The sequence below is a fragment of the Lutibacter sp. genome, assembly GCF_030692605.1.
Lineage (GTDB): Bacteria > Bacteroidota > Bacteroidia > Flavobacteriales > Flavobacteriaceae > Lutibacter.
Window position 1 is genome coordinate 1 of record NZ_JAUYUD010000112.1, and the last position, 14,401, is coordinate 14,401.

The following is a 14,401-nucleotide window of genomic DNA, read 5'->3' on the forward strand; positions in this document are numbered from 1 at the left end:
ATTTTATATAACTTTTAGGTAGTGTTTTTTATTTTGTGTTTAATAAAATTTTACTAATCAATACGATTTGACCTAAATGATAGTAGCTATGTTCAATCATTCCATCTATGTTTCGTTGATATGTTCCATATTTTTCGTCCACGAATACTTGTTTTAATTTTTTGTTAGGTATTTGTTCAATTAGGGAAGCCAATTCTTCTGCGTCATTCCAAAATTTATTCAAAAAAGTTTCCCATTCAATCTGAGATTGAATAGGAGTAAAATCAAAACTATATTTATCTCTAATATCGAGAGTTCCACCTTCGAAAACATTTTTTATTCCGTTCAAGTAATAGTGAATATGTTGTGCTAAAACTGCAATTGTGTTAAAAGAGTCAAATTTAGTAGTTGCAATTTTCCAATTTAAATTAGACAATTGGGCTTTATAATTTGTATTTGCAACCCAAGTTCCATTCAAAATAATCTCTCTAAAACGCTTAGCAATTAAATATGTGCTTTTCATATATTAAAAAAGGTTTAGGTTCAGTTAATATTGCTTACGAGTTTTTATAAGATTTGTGCGACTTAAAAATCGGAGATTTTTCCGGTGTAGCAAATCGTTTGTTGAATGTTTATCGGTTATACTAGTTCAAATTTAAGCATAAATTTTATGAGGTGTTAGCCAAAGTACTTATTCTTTAAGAGTTAGAATTTTAATTAATTTCTCATTAATATAATAATTTCCTGTTCCTAATTTTTCTTTTTTAAGCACTTTGTCTTTAGCTAATTGATTTAGATATTTTGAAGCCGTAATTCTCGAAACCCCTAAATCGTTCTCAATAAATTCGATTTTTGTATATGGATGTTTGAATAAATTGTTTAATAAGTCTTGACTATAAAATTTGTAATTGTTTCTCAACAAGTTTTTGTATTCGTATATTAAATCTCTAATTTTTCCAATGAGTACAATTGTTTCTTTTGCAATTTGCTCAACGCCATCTAACATATAGAGTACCCAATTTTCCCAATTGTCAGTTTCTCTAACTTCTTGTAAAAGTTTATAATAATCTGCTTTGTGCTCAATAATGTAACGACTTAAATACAGAATAGGTAAATTTAGTAAATCGTTCATTACTAAATATAAAACATTAATAATTCGCCCAGTTCTTCCGTTTCCGTCATAAAAAGGATGAATACTCTCAAATTGGTAATGAATTATGGCCATTTTGACTAATGTGTCAAACTCAGACATACTTTCATCGTTGATGTATTGTTCTAGATTAGTCATTAAATCTAGAATTGTATCATAATCTTGTGGTGGTGTGTATACAATTTCTCCAGTTGTTGAATTTTTCAGAGCTGTCCCAGAAACTTTTCTAAATCCGGCATTATTCTTCTCTAACTCAGATTGTATTGAAATTATATCATTATTAGTTAAAATTTTATTTTTTGTAATTAAGCCAAATCCTTTTTTTAGTGCGGAGATATAATTTTGAACTTCTTTGGCATTTAATGATTTGAAACCGTCAAGATTCAATTCGGCTTTAAATATGTCATCGTGAGTTGTTATAATATTTTCAATTGCTGAGCTGTCTTTAGCCTCTTGAAGGCCTAAAGTATTAATCAAAATATTTTCATCCGGAATGCTTGAAACAATTCCTTTTAACTCGGCTAATGCTCTATGAGCTGAAGCTAATTTCTTAAGAACTTTTTTAGTCTCAATATCTTGTTTAAGAGGTAACTTTTTTAAGTTTTCAGATTCCATTATGTATAGAAATATTAATTTTCTTTACAAAGATAATTCATTATGATAAGATAATCGCATTTTCTTATCATAACTTTGTTAAATGATAAAATATTATGATTTGTTTATCATGCATTTTTTCAGCGGTCGTATTTTGGCTAACTCGATACGTATAATAAATATAATTCTATCCCTAGTCATTGTATGGATAAAAGGTCTTTTTAATTCTTTAACTAATATAAAACAAAAAACCACAACTGAAAGTTGTGGTCTTCATATTTGTTATTTTAAAAAATATTAATGATTTAACATCACAGGCATCACAAGCATTGTAATGTATTCGCCTTCTTCAACACCATCAATTGGAGTTAATATTCCAGCTCTGTTTGGTAAGCTCATTTCAATTAAAATTTCATTTGAATTTAAGTTGCTCAACATTTCAGTTAAAAAACGAGAATTAAATCCAATTTGCATATCGTCTCCTTGATAATCACAAATTAAACGTTCTTCTGCTTTATTTGAATAATCAATGTCTTCAGCTGAAATATTTAGTTCAGTTCCAGCCATTTTTAAACGAATTTGATGCGTTGTTTTACTTGAAAATATAGAAACACGTTTTACAGAATTTAAAAAAGTTCCTCTATCAACCGTTAATTTATTAGGGTTTTCTTTTGGAATTACCGCTTCATAATTTGGATATTTACCATCAATTAATCTGCAAACTAACACTACATTATCAAATGTAAATTTTGCATTAGAATCATTATATTCAATAATAACATCGCTGTTTGAACCTCCTAAAATACCCTTCAATAAATTTAATGGTTTTTTTGGCATGATAAATTCCGCCGTTTCATTTGCCGAAACATCTGTTCTCACATATTTTACCAATTTATGAGCATCGGTAGCAACAAAGGTTAAACTTTCTGTAGTAAATTGAAAAAACACCCCACTCATTACAGGTCTTAAATCATCATTTCCTGCAGCGAAAATTGTTTTCGAAATAGCAGTTGCCAATACATCTCCGGATAAAACAGTACTGCTAGGCGATTCAATTGTAATAGCTTTAGGGAATTCATTTCCATCAAAATAAGCCATATCATATTTTCCTTGGTTTGAACTTATTTCAATGGTATTGTTTTCTTCAGTTTTAAAAGTTAAAGGCTGATTTGGGAATGTTTTTAAAGTGTCTAATAACAACCGTGCAGAAACCGCTACTGAACCCACAGAATTAGATTCAACTTCAATAGTAGTACTCATTGTAGTTTCTAAATCACTAGCCAATATTTTTAATTCATTTTCATTTAATTCAAATAAAAAATTATCTAAAATTGGTAAGGTATTGCTATTGTTAATAACACCGCCCAAAACTTGCAGCTGTTTTAATAATTGACTACTTGATACAATAAATTTCATGTGAATGTTTTTTATTTTTAAAGGTCACATGTTCTTCGGTTCTAATCTTTTCCGTTTGAAAGAAAGAAATTAACATGCTCGTTTTATTTATGATTATTTTATATTGAATAATTTACAAATATATTCTAAATATGTTGTTTTAAAAAAGATTTTTTTAAAAGTATAAAAGTAATTAATAACAAAAAAGTAAATTGTTCAAAATAGGAATGCCTTTGTTTTAAAAAGTTATAATTATGTTAATTAATGGTCATAAAATTCTTAAAAAAAATATAAATTTTATATTTGTTTCACTTCATATAAAATACTACTGAATGAAAAGACGAATAGCATTTACGTTATTATTTACATTTTTTTTAAATTTTAATTTTGCCCAAGCTCCTAAAAAACCGACTGCAGGAGAAATATATGATGCTATTGAAAAATTAAATTTTTTAGGGAGTGTATTATATATTGCAGCACACCCAGATGATGAAAATACCAGGCTTATTTCTTATTTTGCTAATGATGTAAAGGCAAGAACAGCGTATTTAAGTATCACCAGAGGTGATGGTGGGCAAAATTTAATTGGTCCTGAAATTAGCGAATTTTTGGGTGTAATTAGAACGCAAGAATTACTTGCTGCAAGAAAAAAAGATGGTGGTGAGCAGTTTTTTACAAGAGCAAATGACTTCGGTTATTCAAAACATCCAGATGAAACGTTGAAAATTTGGAGTAAAAATGAGGTTCTTAGCGATGTTGTTACGGTAATTAGAAAATTTAAACCCGATGTAATTGTAAATAGATTTAACCATAGTACAGCAGGTTCAACACACGGCCATCATACCGCTTCCGCTATGCTAAGTTTGGAAGCATTTGATTTGGCGGGTGATAAAAATTATAAGACACTTTTAAAAAATGAATCTATTTGGAAACCAAAAAGATTATTTTTTAACACATCGTGGTGGTTTTATGGGAGTCAAGAAAATTTTGATAAAGCAGATAAAACTAATTTATTGGAATTAGAAATAGGAACTTTTTATAAACAAAAAGGGCTTTCGAATGGAGAAATTGCATCTTTAAGTAGAAGCCAACACCAATCACAAGGTTTTGGAAGTACTGGTTCTCGTGGTTCAGAAACAGAATATTTAGAATTTTTAAAAGGAGAGTTTCCTATAAATAAAAATCCTTTTTATGGAATTGACACAACCTGGAATAGAGTAGATGGTGGAAATGCAATTGGGGTATTGCTTCAACAAGTTCAAAAAGAATTTAATTTTTTAAATCCGTCAGCGAGCATTCCAAAATTGGTTAAAGCATATTCTTTAATAGAAAATTTAAAAGATGAACATTGGAAGAAAATTAAATTGGAAGAAATAAAAAATATAATTGCTGCCTGCACTGGACTTTATTTGGAAGTTGTGGCTGATAATTCTTCAACAACTATTAATTCAACTAATTTATTAAAAATAGAAGCTATAAATAGGAGTGATGTGCCTATTAATTTGAAAGGATTTTCTGTTTATCCATTTATTTTAGAAGATAGAAATGATGTTTTATTAAAAAATAATGAATCATATAAAACTTCTATTGAAACTACTATTCCGAACAACGCAAAAAAAACGGCTCCTTATTGGTTAATTGAAAAGGGGACAATTGGAATGTATAATGTTCGTGACTCAGAACTTATTGGATTGGCCGAAACACCAAAACAAATGAGTGTAAATTTTATTATTGAAATCTTGGCAACCCAAATTCCATTTACGAAAGAAGTAATTTATAAATATAACGACCCCGTAAAAGGAGAAATCTATAAACCATTTGAGGTATTGCCACAAATTTCGGCATCCTTTAATGAAGAAGTTTATATTTTTGCCGATAATTCTGCTCAAATTGTAAAAGTTAAATTGAAAGCATTAAAAGACAATATTCAAGGACTAATTTCTTTAAAAATTCCTACAAATTGGAAAATTAGTCCTACATCAATATCTTTTGAACTTACAAAAAAAGGAGAGGAGAAATGGGTTGATTTTTTAATGACACCAACAACTATGAAATCGGAAGGAATTATAAAACCTGAAGTGTCTATTGGTTTGGAAAAATTTTCAAATAAATTGGTTGAAATTAATTACGAACATATCCCTTTCCAATCAGTCGTTATGCCTTCAGAAGCTAAAATAGTTCGTTTAAATATTCGAAGGAAAGGTCAGTTAATTGGATATATACAGGGTGCCGGAGATGCGGTACCAACGAGTCTAAGACAAATAGGTTATACTGTAGTAGAATTAAATGAAGATGAAATTACCCCTGAAAAAATAGCAAATTTTGATGCAATAATTGTTGGTATTAGAACGTATAATACTAGCGACAAGGCAACATTTTACCAAAAGCATTTACATAATTTTGTTGCCAATGGAGGAAATTTAATTGTGCAGTATCATACCAATTCTAGGTTAAAAGTAGATGCTTTGGCACCATATTCTTTAAAATTGTCTCGAGATAGAGTAACCGAAGAGGATTCTGAAGTTATTTTAAATAATCCATCTCATGAGATTTTAAACGTACCAAATAAAATTTCAATAACCGATTTTGAAGGTTGGGTTCAAGAAAGAGGTCTTTATTTTCCAGATGAATGGGATGCTAATTTTGAGTCAGTTTTAACATTAAATGATCAAGGTGAGTCTGAGAAAAGGGGTAGTTTATTGGTTGCTAAATATGGTAAAGGATATTATATTTATACTGGATTAAGTTTTTTTAGAGAATTACCTGCGGGTGTGTCTGGAGCATATAGATTATTTGCAAATATGATTTCTATAGGTAAAAATAACAATGAAAAACTACTTAAAAATTAAGAATGAATAAACAAAAATATACTTGGAAAAAGGAATATACTTGGGTTTTAGTTTTGAATGCATTTTATATTGTAATATTTTATTTATTAACGCTAAGTTTTACATAAATAATGGCACTATTAGACTGGATTGTACTTAGTGGAACTTTATTATTTATTGTTTTTTATGGTGTTTATAAAACACGTGGAAGTAAAAATGTAAATGAGTATTTAAAAGGTGGATCAGAATCTAAATGGTGGACCATTGGTTTATCAGTAATGGCAACTCAGGCTAGCGCAATCACCTTTTTATCTACACCAGGTCAAGCTTATCACAGTGGAATGGGATTTGTGCAATTTTATTTTGGATTGCCAATTGCAATGGTAATTATTTGCATTGTGTTTATTCCAATTTATTTTAAGTTAAAAGTATATACGGCCTACGAATTTTTAGAATCACGTTTCGACCTAAAAACAAGGAGTTTGGCAGCCATTTTATTTTTGGTTCAACGTGGTTTGGCAGCAGGGATTACCATTTTCGCGCCAGCAATTATTTTATCGTCAGTATTAGGGTGGGATTTAAATACATTGAATGTAATAATTGGTGTGTTGGTAATTATTTACACGGTTTCTGGTGGCACAAAGGCTGTAAGTGTTACTCATAAGCATCAAATGGCTGTTATTTTTACTGGAATGTTTATCGCATTCTTTATTATTTTAAGTTATTTACCTGATGGAATAAATTTTTCAAATGCGTTGGAAATTGCTGGTGCAAGTGGGAAAATGGAAATTTTAGATTTTTCTTTTGATTTAGATAATCGATATACATTTTGGAGTGGGATTATTGGAGGTACTTTTTTGGCACTTTCTTATTTTGGAACTGATCAAAGTCAAGTGCAACGTTATTTATCTGGCAAATCAGTAAAAGAAATGCAACTTGGCCTTATTTTTAATGGTTTGTTAAAAGTTCCAATGCAGTTTTTTATTTTGTTGGTAGGTGTTATGGTTTTTGTTTTTTATCAATTCAATGCTTCACCGTTAAATTTTAATCCACTAGCAAATGAAAGTGTTAAAAATTCTGAATATAACGATGAATATAACCTTTTAGAAAATAAACATATTGAAATTGAAAACCAGAAAAAACAAGTTATTTATAGTTATAGTTTAGAATCTGGTTCCAAAAAAGAACAATTGAAACAAGAGATTGCTGCATTAAATCTGCTGGAAATTAATAATAGGGAAGAGGCTAAAACAATTATTAAAAAAGCAAATGTTGATGTAGAGACCAATGATAAGGATTATGTTTTTATACATTTTATTTTACACAATTTGCCAAAAGGCTTAATTGGGTTGTTATTGGCAGTTATTTTATCCGCTGCAATGTCAAGCACTTCTTCAGAGTTAAATGCGTTAGCAAGTACAACAGCAATTGATTTATACAAACGTAATATGAAAGATGAAAAAACTGAAGCTCATTATGTAAAAGCTTCAAAATGGTTTACGTTAGGTTGGGGAATTATAGCAATTTCGGTAGCAAGTGTTGCAAGTTTATTCGATAACTTAATTCAACTTGTAAATATAATTGGATCTATTTTTTATGGAAATATTCTAGGAATTTTCTTATTGGCATTTTTTATAAAATATGTAAAAAGTAATGCAACTTTTATGGCTGCACTAATTACGCAAATAATTGTTATTATTGGTTATAAATTTGATTGGATGCCGTATTTATGGCTTAATTTATTTGGTTGCGCCTTAGTTATGGGTATTGCTATTATCATTCAAACAATTAATTCAAAACATATCTAATAATAAGAAATGCGAAGCTAAAAGATACTTCGAAAATTTGTGGAATTTCACTTCCGAATGATGTAAGTATTGTGTTACATAAAAAATTAGGAGTTTAAAAATAGTGTCATTCCGACCAAAGGAGGAATCACATTACGTTTATCAACTGTGTGATGCCTCGACGACTCGGCATGACAAAAGAACCATTGAAAAATAAACTCTTGACCTTGTCATCATTGCGAATTTTACTTTTTTAAGTAAAATGTGGTAATTTGATTATCCATAAACAGATTGCCACAGTCGTTCCTCCTTCGAAATAGCATAAATAAAGGATATTCAGATAGTATTTATTCTTACTTATATCGAACTCACGTTAAATTTAATAATTGGGTTGATGTTGGGTATTGGTAATTGCAGATTTAAAAAGGAAAAAAAAGCGAAGCCGCCTCAAAATTTAATATTGAGACGGCTTCTTTTTAATTTATTTATTTTGTATTAATTTATTGGTAACAGTATACTGGCTTTATCCCAAGCAAGTTTAATTCCATTTTCCTTTACTTTAAATACAAGTTCTTCTTGAACTTCCGCTTTAAAAGTAGGAGATACTTTTATGCGCACCACATCATTTGCTTCTGAATATCCACTTGAACCCCAAGCGTCGTTTTTACTACTTAAAATAAGGGTCCATTCTTCTTTTTCTGAAGCAATAACAAAAAAGCCATACTTGCCTGCGGCAACTGTTACATCATCAATTTTTACTGGGGCATCGAATGAAATTGTTGTATTTTCATTGGCTCCAGCTCTCCAAACAGCATTGTACTTCACCAAATTTCCCCAAATAAATCTTCCTTTTACACTAGGTGATCCATAATCGACAGATACGGTAACCTCACCAATTTTGCCTTCAACTTGTTTTCTTGGACTAACCTGTGCAAATGTTAATGTTGCAACAAATAATAACAAAAACGCTAAATTATATTTTTTCATACTTATTTTTTTGACCATTGTTCTATCGAATCTTTATTCATTTTAACATAATCGGCATTCTTCGCTTTTTCAGCTCCAGCCATAGATTTTTTGGCCGTTGCAATTGCTCCAACTTTATCTCCCATATCTGCCTGAATTAAACTCATTCTTCGTAAATACCAAAATGCTGGATCTTCACCTTCAGTTGCTTTTTTAATCCATTCCAATGCTTTTTTAAGATCCTTTCCCTCAGTATGATAATACGTTGCTGATTGGAAATAATCGTTTTTTGAAGGTCCTGCCATTGCTACTTCAATACTTTTACTAGCAATTTGATCGGTAGGAACGTTAAATTTTACACCTACGTATGCATTTTCCCAAAGAATACCTAAAACTCCAGATCCAGTTTCTAAATCATCGAATGTCATAGTGAAAGTTTCAATTTTCATCGGCAATACCATTACTTCAACAGTTGCTTTTGCAGCTACTTTACTTTCATCCCAAGATTGTGGATTTCCCCAATTACTTGCATCACTATAAAAAATTATTTCCCAAGTTTTTTCTCCAGGAATAGTGTAAACTGCATAAGTTCCTTTTTTTAATTCTGTACCTCCAACGGTCACATTGTCTCCAAAAGTAATTTTGGTATTTGCATTTGCTCCAGTTCTCCAAACACTTCCGTAAGATACGAGGTCTCCAAAAACAGTTCTGCCTCTCATACTTGGTCTAGAATATTCAAGGGTAACTTCGGTTAAACCAACCATCTGAACAATTTTTGAAGATGGTGAAGGTTGTGGAGTTTTAATTTGTGCATAACTCGTTGAAATTAGTCCAACTAGCACTACTAAAAGTGATATTTTTTTAATCATGGTTGAATGTGTTTTGATTTAGGTTAAGTAACAAATATAGTATTTAAACCTAGCTTTAAGGGTCTAAAGCGATAATTTTAACAATTCTTTAAGATGAAGAAAATCAAATTTTTATTGATATTTTTTCTTTTTAATGAACGTAAAAAGGACTCCAAAAACGACTAAAATTAATAATGGTACCAGTATATTAATTGCTTGCCATTTAAATGCTTGTTGATACGTTTTTTCCTTGTCTAAAAAATTGATTTTAACTGTTTTAGATCTAATATTTATTAATCCATTATCATCTAATAAATAATTGACACTGTTTAATAAAAAATCTTTATTTCCATACTGTTGATTTGTCCATTTATCTATTCCTAAAGGTAACGGTACACCTTTAGATATGGCATTTGCAATAATATCTCCATCTGCAATTACAATAAGTTGTGTAGAAATGCTCTTATCTTTATTTTGTTCAATTTTAAAAGGTTTAATTCTTCCTTCATAGGCAGATTTAAAGTTACCTTCTAATAAAACTCCTACGTTTTGATTACCGTTGGCAAAAGAGGCAGGATCTTGTTCTTCTGTTATAGATTTTAAAGATACGATACTGGGTGTTCCCACTGGCTTTGAAAGCGGTGAACTTTTTAATAAAATGGTTTTTGAAATTTCATTGGTTAACGTATCAATAGTACTTGTAAATTTTAATGAAACCGCTTCTATATTATTGTTAATTGGATGATTATTTTTTGAAACTATTAATGGAAAATAACTCCATAAAAACGTGTTGAACTGAGTCTGATTTCCAACATTTCCAGTTGCTAATGGGATGGAAGTAGCATATAAATCACGTACTAAATTTGAATTTATTCTTATTCCATAATTAAAAAATAAATCTGTTAAATTTAATTCTCTTGGATATGCTAATGTTTCTCCTGTATCCATTAAACTATCCAACTCTGCCTGAATATTATCAATTAACCATAAAGATTTACCACCTCTCATCGTATATTGATCTAAGGTATATTTTTCTTCCTCACTAAATTTTTGAGTAGGTTTTGCACATATTACTAAATCGAAATTAGAAAGTTCATTTAATGTTTTTTGAGGGTTAGTTGCTACAGAATCTAATGTGAAAGGAGCTAAGTAATAATATTCACCTAGTTTTCGTAAAAAATCTGCAACATAAATATCACTCAATTGCCCGTTTCCTCTTAAAACCGCAATTTTTTTTGATTTTAGTGAAGTTATTTTATGAATGGCGTTTGAAAAAGAATATTCTAGACTTTGAATAGAACTTGTTAATTGTTCTTCTTGAGTTTTTGAAAATACATCTTTTAAAAGCGGAATAAATTCTGTTTTATCTTTATAAATTACTTCAGCCCAAGGAAAAATAACCAATTCAGAAATTTTACCATCTTCTTGAATTTGTAAATTACTTGGTTCAATACCTTTTTCAATAAGACTTTCCTCTATATCGGTTGGATTAATAAATTGATATCGAATTTGTTTATTTTTTGATTTTAATTCTTCTAAATGAAGTTTTGTTTCTATTTGAAGTCGTTTAAATTCTGCAGGAAAATCTCCTTCCAAATATACCTTTATAAGAATGGGCTCTTTTACTTCATTAATAATTTTTAATGACGATTCTGATAAGGTGTATCTTTTGTCATTTGTAAGATCAAATCGTTTATAAAAATGAGTTCCAACATAATTTAAGAGCAATAACCCTACAATTAAATATCCAATTTTTGAAGTATTATTTTTCATTTTGAATAGAATAATTTGTTAAGGCTAAAAAGAAAAACGTTACCGAAGCAAAATAAATTAGGTCGCGTGTGTCTACAACTCCCTTACTAATGCTGTTATAATGTTCGCTCATTCCCAAATTTTGAATAAAAAAAGTAGTAGCTCCTGATGAAAATAAGGTAGCAATAGACTCAAAACCAAAATAAAAGAAAAAGGTAATACAAACAGCTATTATAAAAGAAACAATTTGATTTTTTGAAGTGGAGGAACAAAATATGCCAATTGCAGTATAACTACTCGCTAAAAATACCAATCCAAGAAAAGATCCAATGGTTGTTCCAAATTCAATATTTCCAATTGGATTGCCTAATTGATAAATAGAATAAACGTATATGAGAGTTGGGATTAACGCCAAAATCACCAGAATTAAGGAGCCATAAAATTTTCCTAAAACTAGCTGCCAAGAAGTTAATGGTTTGGTTTTTAAAATTTCAATGGTTCCAGTGCTAAGTTCATCTGAAAAACTTCGCATTGTTATTGCTGGAATTAAAAAAATAAAAATCCATGGGGCTAAAAAAAAGTAACTATTCAGATCTGAGAAACCAGCATGAAGTATATTAAAATCACCTTTAAAAAACCATAAAAACAAACCATTAATTATAAGATAAACTCCAACTACCAAATAACCAATTGGCGATGAGAAAAATGAATTCAATTCCTTTTTTAATATGGCTATCATTTTTTTAGTTTACTTGTTAAATTGTTCAATTAACACTGTTTAATATTCAATCTTTACTCTTTTGTCTTTACTCTTTAAATTTTATATTAGTCTAATCTTTCAATAGTATCAACACTCCAAGCTTCTGCTTTTGATGTAAACATTTCTTTTGTAATTGACCAAACTTTTTTAAAAAGCTCAGAGTTTCTGTATGTTTCTAAATGATTTTCAGATTCCCAATAACTGTAAGTAAAAAATATGGATGTATTATCCTTGTCTCTATACAATTCTAATAAATGGCATCCGTCAAAATTTCTAATTTCATTTTTATGTTGATTAAAATTCGCTATAAATAGTTCTGTTTTTGAGCTATCAAAGGTCATTTTTACAATTCTTATAAACATATTTTTTAACAGAGTATTATATAAATTTCACAATTATATTGTCTCGATAATTTAAACCTAAAAGTGAAGAAGCACCACCTACAGTTTCTAAATTGCTTTTATAAATAGAAATTTCTAAAAAATTTGCAGAATTAAAAATGGCTAATTTTGTTCCATCTTTTTGTCGTTGATCTTTTGGTAATGAAAAGTCTATAATATCACTATATTTTGTATTTATTTTACTGAATTTATGAGATTTAGCAATTATTTCAAAAGATCGTCCTTTTCCAATTTCTGTGAATAATTTTTTATGAATATTACTTATAGAATTACCATAATTATCTACATATATTATAGAACCAAAAATAGAATTGCCATCGGAAGGAATTGTTGGTTGAACTTCAGTTAAATTTTTGAGGCTTGTTAATGGCTTTCCAATAACGTCTAAGCTTCCACCACGAGCTATATGGCAAGCAACTTTTACAAATACGTCTAACACAGGGAAACTAGATTCAATTCTATTATGAATATTTATTTCAACAATTTTTTCAGGTTTTATATCGGTGGTAAGTAATGAAATAACTCCATTATTGGGGCAAATAAAAAAGTGATTGTCTAATTTAATAGCCAAGTGGTTGTTTTCCTCTGTTAATTCTGCGTCAACACCAATAATATGTATACTTCCTTCGGGAAAACTTTTGTAAGAATTTTTTAAAATATATGCGGTTTCGGTGATGTTAAAGGGTGAAATTAAATGAGAAATATCAACAATTCTGGCATCGGGTAGCTCAGAATAAATAGCGCCTTTAACAGCTCCAACAAAGTGGTCTTTTATTCCAAAATCAGTAGTCAAGGTGATAATTGCCATAAAAAAGGAAGCGATTTTTTTCTTAATTAACTCATGTACTTTTTAATAAAATGTTTAAAACTTGTTATAAAAGAACTAATTATTTTACTAGGTAATTTAGTACATTTGTTATGCAAAGCTACTAATTAATTCTTTAGAATTGAAACCAAAAATTTAATTAAACTAACAACTTTCTCATTTGAACGAACGAAACATTGAACTCATAGAAATAAATCCAAACGATTTGTTTGGTATGCAAAATTCAAATGTGGAACTTTTACGTAAGTTTTATCCAAAACTCAAAATTGTAGCTCGAGGTATAAATTTGAAAGCATTTGGTGAACCAGAAATTTTAGATGAATTTGAAAAACGAATTGAAATGCTTATTACTCATTTTAATAAATATAACAAATTAGATGAAAACACCATTGAGCAAATTTTAATGTCGAATGGGAATGAACAAAGAAGTTCAAAAATAGCAGATGGCGTTATAGTGCATGGTGTAAATGGTAGACTTATTAAAGCTCAAAATGTGAACCAAAGAAAAATGGTTGACAAAATGGAGAAGAACGATATGCTTTTTGCCATAGGGCCTGCGGGAACGGGTAAAACATATACCGCTGTAGCATTGGCTGTTAGAGCATTAAAAGAAAAAGAAGTAAAACGTATTATTTTAACCCGACCAGCGGTTGAAGCAGGTGAAAATTTAGGATTTTTACCTGGAGATTTGAAAGAAAAATTAGATCCATATATGCAACCATTGTATGATGCCTTGCGCGATATGATTCCTTCTGAACGGTTAGAATCTCATATAGAAAAAGGAATTATTCAAATTGCACCTTTGGCTTTTATGAGGGGCAGAACCTTAGATAATGCTTTTGTTATTTTAGATGAAGCCCAAAATACTACCCATAATCAAATGAAAATGTTTTTAACCCGAATGGGAAAAAATGCAAAATTTATAATTAATGGAGATCCTGGTCAAATTGATTTGCCAAGAAGGCAAATTTCGGGTTTAAAAGAAGCAATGCTTACTTTAAAAGATATTGATGGAATTTCTTTTGTTTATTTTGATGAAAACGATGTGGTAAGGCACCGATTGGTTAAAGAAATTATCAAAGCCTATACTACTTTTGAAGTAGGAAATGAATAAT

At 29.5% G+C, this 14,401-nt stretch carries 12 protein-coding genes; 3 read left to right on the top strand and 9 right to left on the bottom strand.

Annotation, left to right across the window (positions count from 1 at the left end; translation table 11 throughout):
- Positions 1–28: 28 nt before the first annotated feature.
- The 3 genes from Q8S45_RS11915 to dnaN all read right to left on the bottom strand — a co-directional run bounded on the left by Q8S45_RS11915 (position 29) and on the right by dnaN (position 3,139).
- Entirely contained in the window at positions 29–502 is a 474-nt protein-coding gene (locus Q8S45_RS11915) for a DUF1572 family protein (protein ID WP_305605059.1), read from the bottom strand.
- Between the two features lie 168 nt (positions 503–670).
- Positions 671–1,744 (bottom strand): Fic family protein, encoded by a 1,074-nt coding sequence (locus Q8S45_RS11920; RefSeq protein WP_305605062.1) that lies wholly within the window; start codon positions 1,742–1,744, stop codon positions 671–673.
- 276 nt (positions 1,745–2,020) lie between these two features.
- Positions 2,021–3,139 (bottom strand): DNA polymerase III subunit beta, encoded by a 1,119-nt coding sequence (dnaN, locus tag Q8S45_RS11925; RefSeq protein ID WP_305605065.1) that lies wholly within the window; start codon positions 3,137–3,139, stop codon positions 2,021–2,023.
- A gap of 311 nt (positions 3,140–3,450) precedes the next feature.
- Here dnaN and Q8S45_RS11930 point away from each other — a divergent pair, with 311 nt between their 5' ends.
- Positions 3,451–5,967: a PIG-L family deacetylase gene (locus tag Q8S45_RS11930; protein WP_305605069.1), complete on the top strand. Its 2,517-nt coding sequence runs from the start codon at positions 3,451–3,453 to the stop codon at positions 5,965–5,967.
- Positions 5,968–6,077: 110 nt separating this feature from the next.
- A complete protein-coding gene (locus Q8S45_RS11935; RefSeq protein ID WP_305605072.1) occupies positions 6,078–7,754 on the top strand; it encodes a sodium:solute symporter in 1,677 nt (558 codons plus the stop codon).
- 474 nt (positions 7,755–8,228) lie between these two features.
- Here Q8S45_RS11935 and Q8S45_RS11940 read toward each other — a convergent pair whose 3' ends face one another.
- The 6 genes from Q8S45_RS11940 to Q8S45_RS11965 form a co-directional block, all read right to left on the bottom strand.
- Positions 8,229–8,720, bottom strand: a complete 492-nt coding sequence (locus Q8S45_RS11940) for a DUF2911 domain-containing protein (protein WP_305605075.1) — start codon at positions 8,718–8,720, stop codon at positions 8,229–8,231.
- A gap of 2 nt (positions 8,721–8,722) precedes the next feature.
- Positions 8,723–9,568, bottom strand: coding sequence for a DUF2911 domain-containing protein (locus tag Q8S45_RS11945; RefSeq protein ID WP_371133021.1), 846 nt, complete (start codon positions 9,566–9,568; stop codon positions 8,723–8,725).
- Between the two features lie 111 nt (positions 9,569–9,679).
- On the bottom strand, positions 9,680–11,320 hold the full coding sequence (gene gldG, locus Q8S45_RS11950) for a gliding motility-associated ABC transporter substrate-binding protein GldG (protein WP_305605077.1): 1,641 nt from the start codon (positions 11,318–11,320) through the stop codon (positions 9,680–9,682).
- Entirely contained in the window at positions 11,310–12,038 is a 729-nt protein-coding gene (gene gldF / locus Q8S45_RS11955) for a gliding motility-associated ABC transporter permease subunit GldF (protein WP_305605080.1), read from the bottom strand. The genes gldG and gldF overlap by 11 nt, the downstream gene beginning before the upstream one ends.
- An 86-nt stretch (positions 12,039–12,124) precedes the next feature.
- Complete coding sequence (locus Q8S45_RS11960) at positions 12,125–12,421, bottom strand: putative quinol monooxygenase (RefSeq protein WP_305605083.1); 297 nt, start codon at positions 12,419–12,421, stop codon at positions 12,125–12,127.
- Positions 12,422–12,437: 16 nt separating this feature from the next.
- The gene (locus tag Q8S45_RS11965) at positions 12,438–13,268 is read right to left on the bottom strand and encodes an S-adenosyl-l-methionine hydroxide adenosyltransferase family protein (protein ID WP_305605086.1); all 831 of its coding nucleotides are present in this window, start codon (positions 13,266–13,268) and stop codon (positions 12,438–12,440) included.
- 178 nt (positions 13,269–13,446) lie between these two features.
- Here Q8S45_RS11965 and Q8S45_RS11970 point away from each other — a divergent pair, with 178 nt between their 5' ends.
- Entirely contained in the window at positions 13,447–14,400 is a 954-nt protein-coding gene (locus Q8S45_RS11970) for a PhoH family protein (RefSeq protein ID WP_305605097.1), read from the top strand.
- Position 14,401 lies beyond the last annotated feature (1 nt).

Coding starts and splice junctions, on each gene's coding strand:
- Q8S45_RS11965 (WP_305605086.1), bottom strand. CDS start 13,268: ATGGCAATTATCACCTTGACTACTGATTTTGGAATAAAAGACCACTTT.
- Q8S45_RS11960 (WP_305605083.1), bottom strand. CDS start 12,421: ATGTTTATAAGAATTGTAAAAATGACCTTTGATAGCTCAAAAACAGAA.
- dnaN (WP_305605065.1), bottom strand. CDS start 3,139: ATGAAATTTATTGTATCAAGTAGTCAATTATTAAAACAGCTGCAAGTT.
- Q8S45_RS11945 (WP_371133021.1), bottom strand. CDS start 9,568: ATGATTAAAAAAATATCACTTTTAGTAGTGCTAGTTGGACTAATTTCA.
- Q8S45_RS11935 (WP_305605072.1), top strand. CDS start 6,078: ATGGCACTATTAGACTGGATTGTACTTAGTGGAACTTTATTATTTATT.
- Q8S45_RS11930 (WP_305605069.1), top strand. CDS start 3,451: ATGAAAAGACGAATAGCATTTACGTTATTATTTACATTTTTTTTAAAT.
- Q8S45_RS11920 (WP_305605062.1), bottom strand. CDS start 1,744: ATGGAATCTGAAAACTTAAAAAAGTTACCTCTTAAACAAGATATTGAG.
- Q8S45_RS11915 (WP_305605059.1), bottom strand. CDS start 502: ATGAAAAGCACATATTTAATTGCTAAGCGTTTTAGAGAGATTATTTTG.
- Q8S45_RS11940 (WP_305605075.1), bottom strand. CDS start 8,720: ATGAAAAAATATAATTTAGCGTTTTTGTTATTATTTGTTGCAACATTA.
- gldG (WP_305605077.1), bottom strand. CDS start 11,320: ATGAAAAATAATACTTCAAAAATTGGATATTTAATTGTAGGGTTATTG.
- gldF (WP_305605080.1), bottom strand. CDS start 12,038: ATGATAGCCATATTAAAAAAGGAATTGAATTCATTTTTCTCATCGCCA.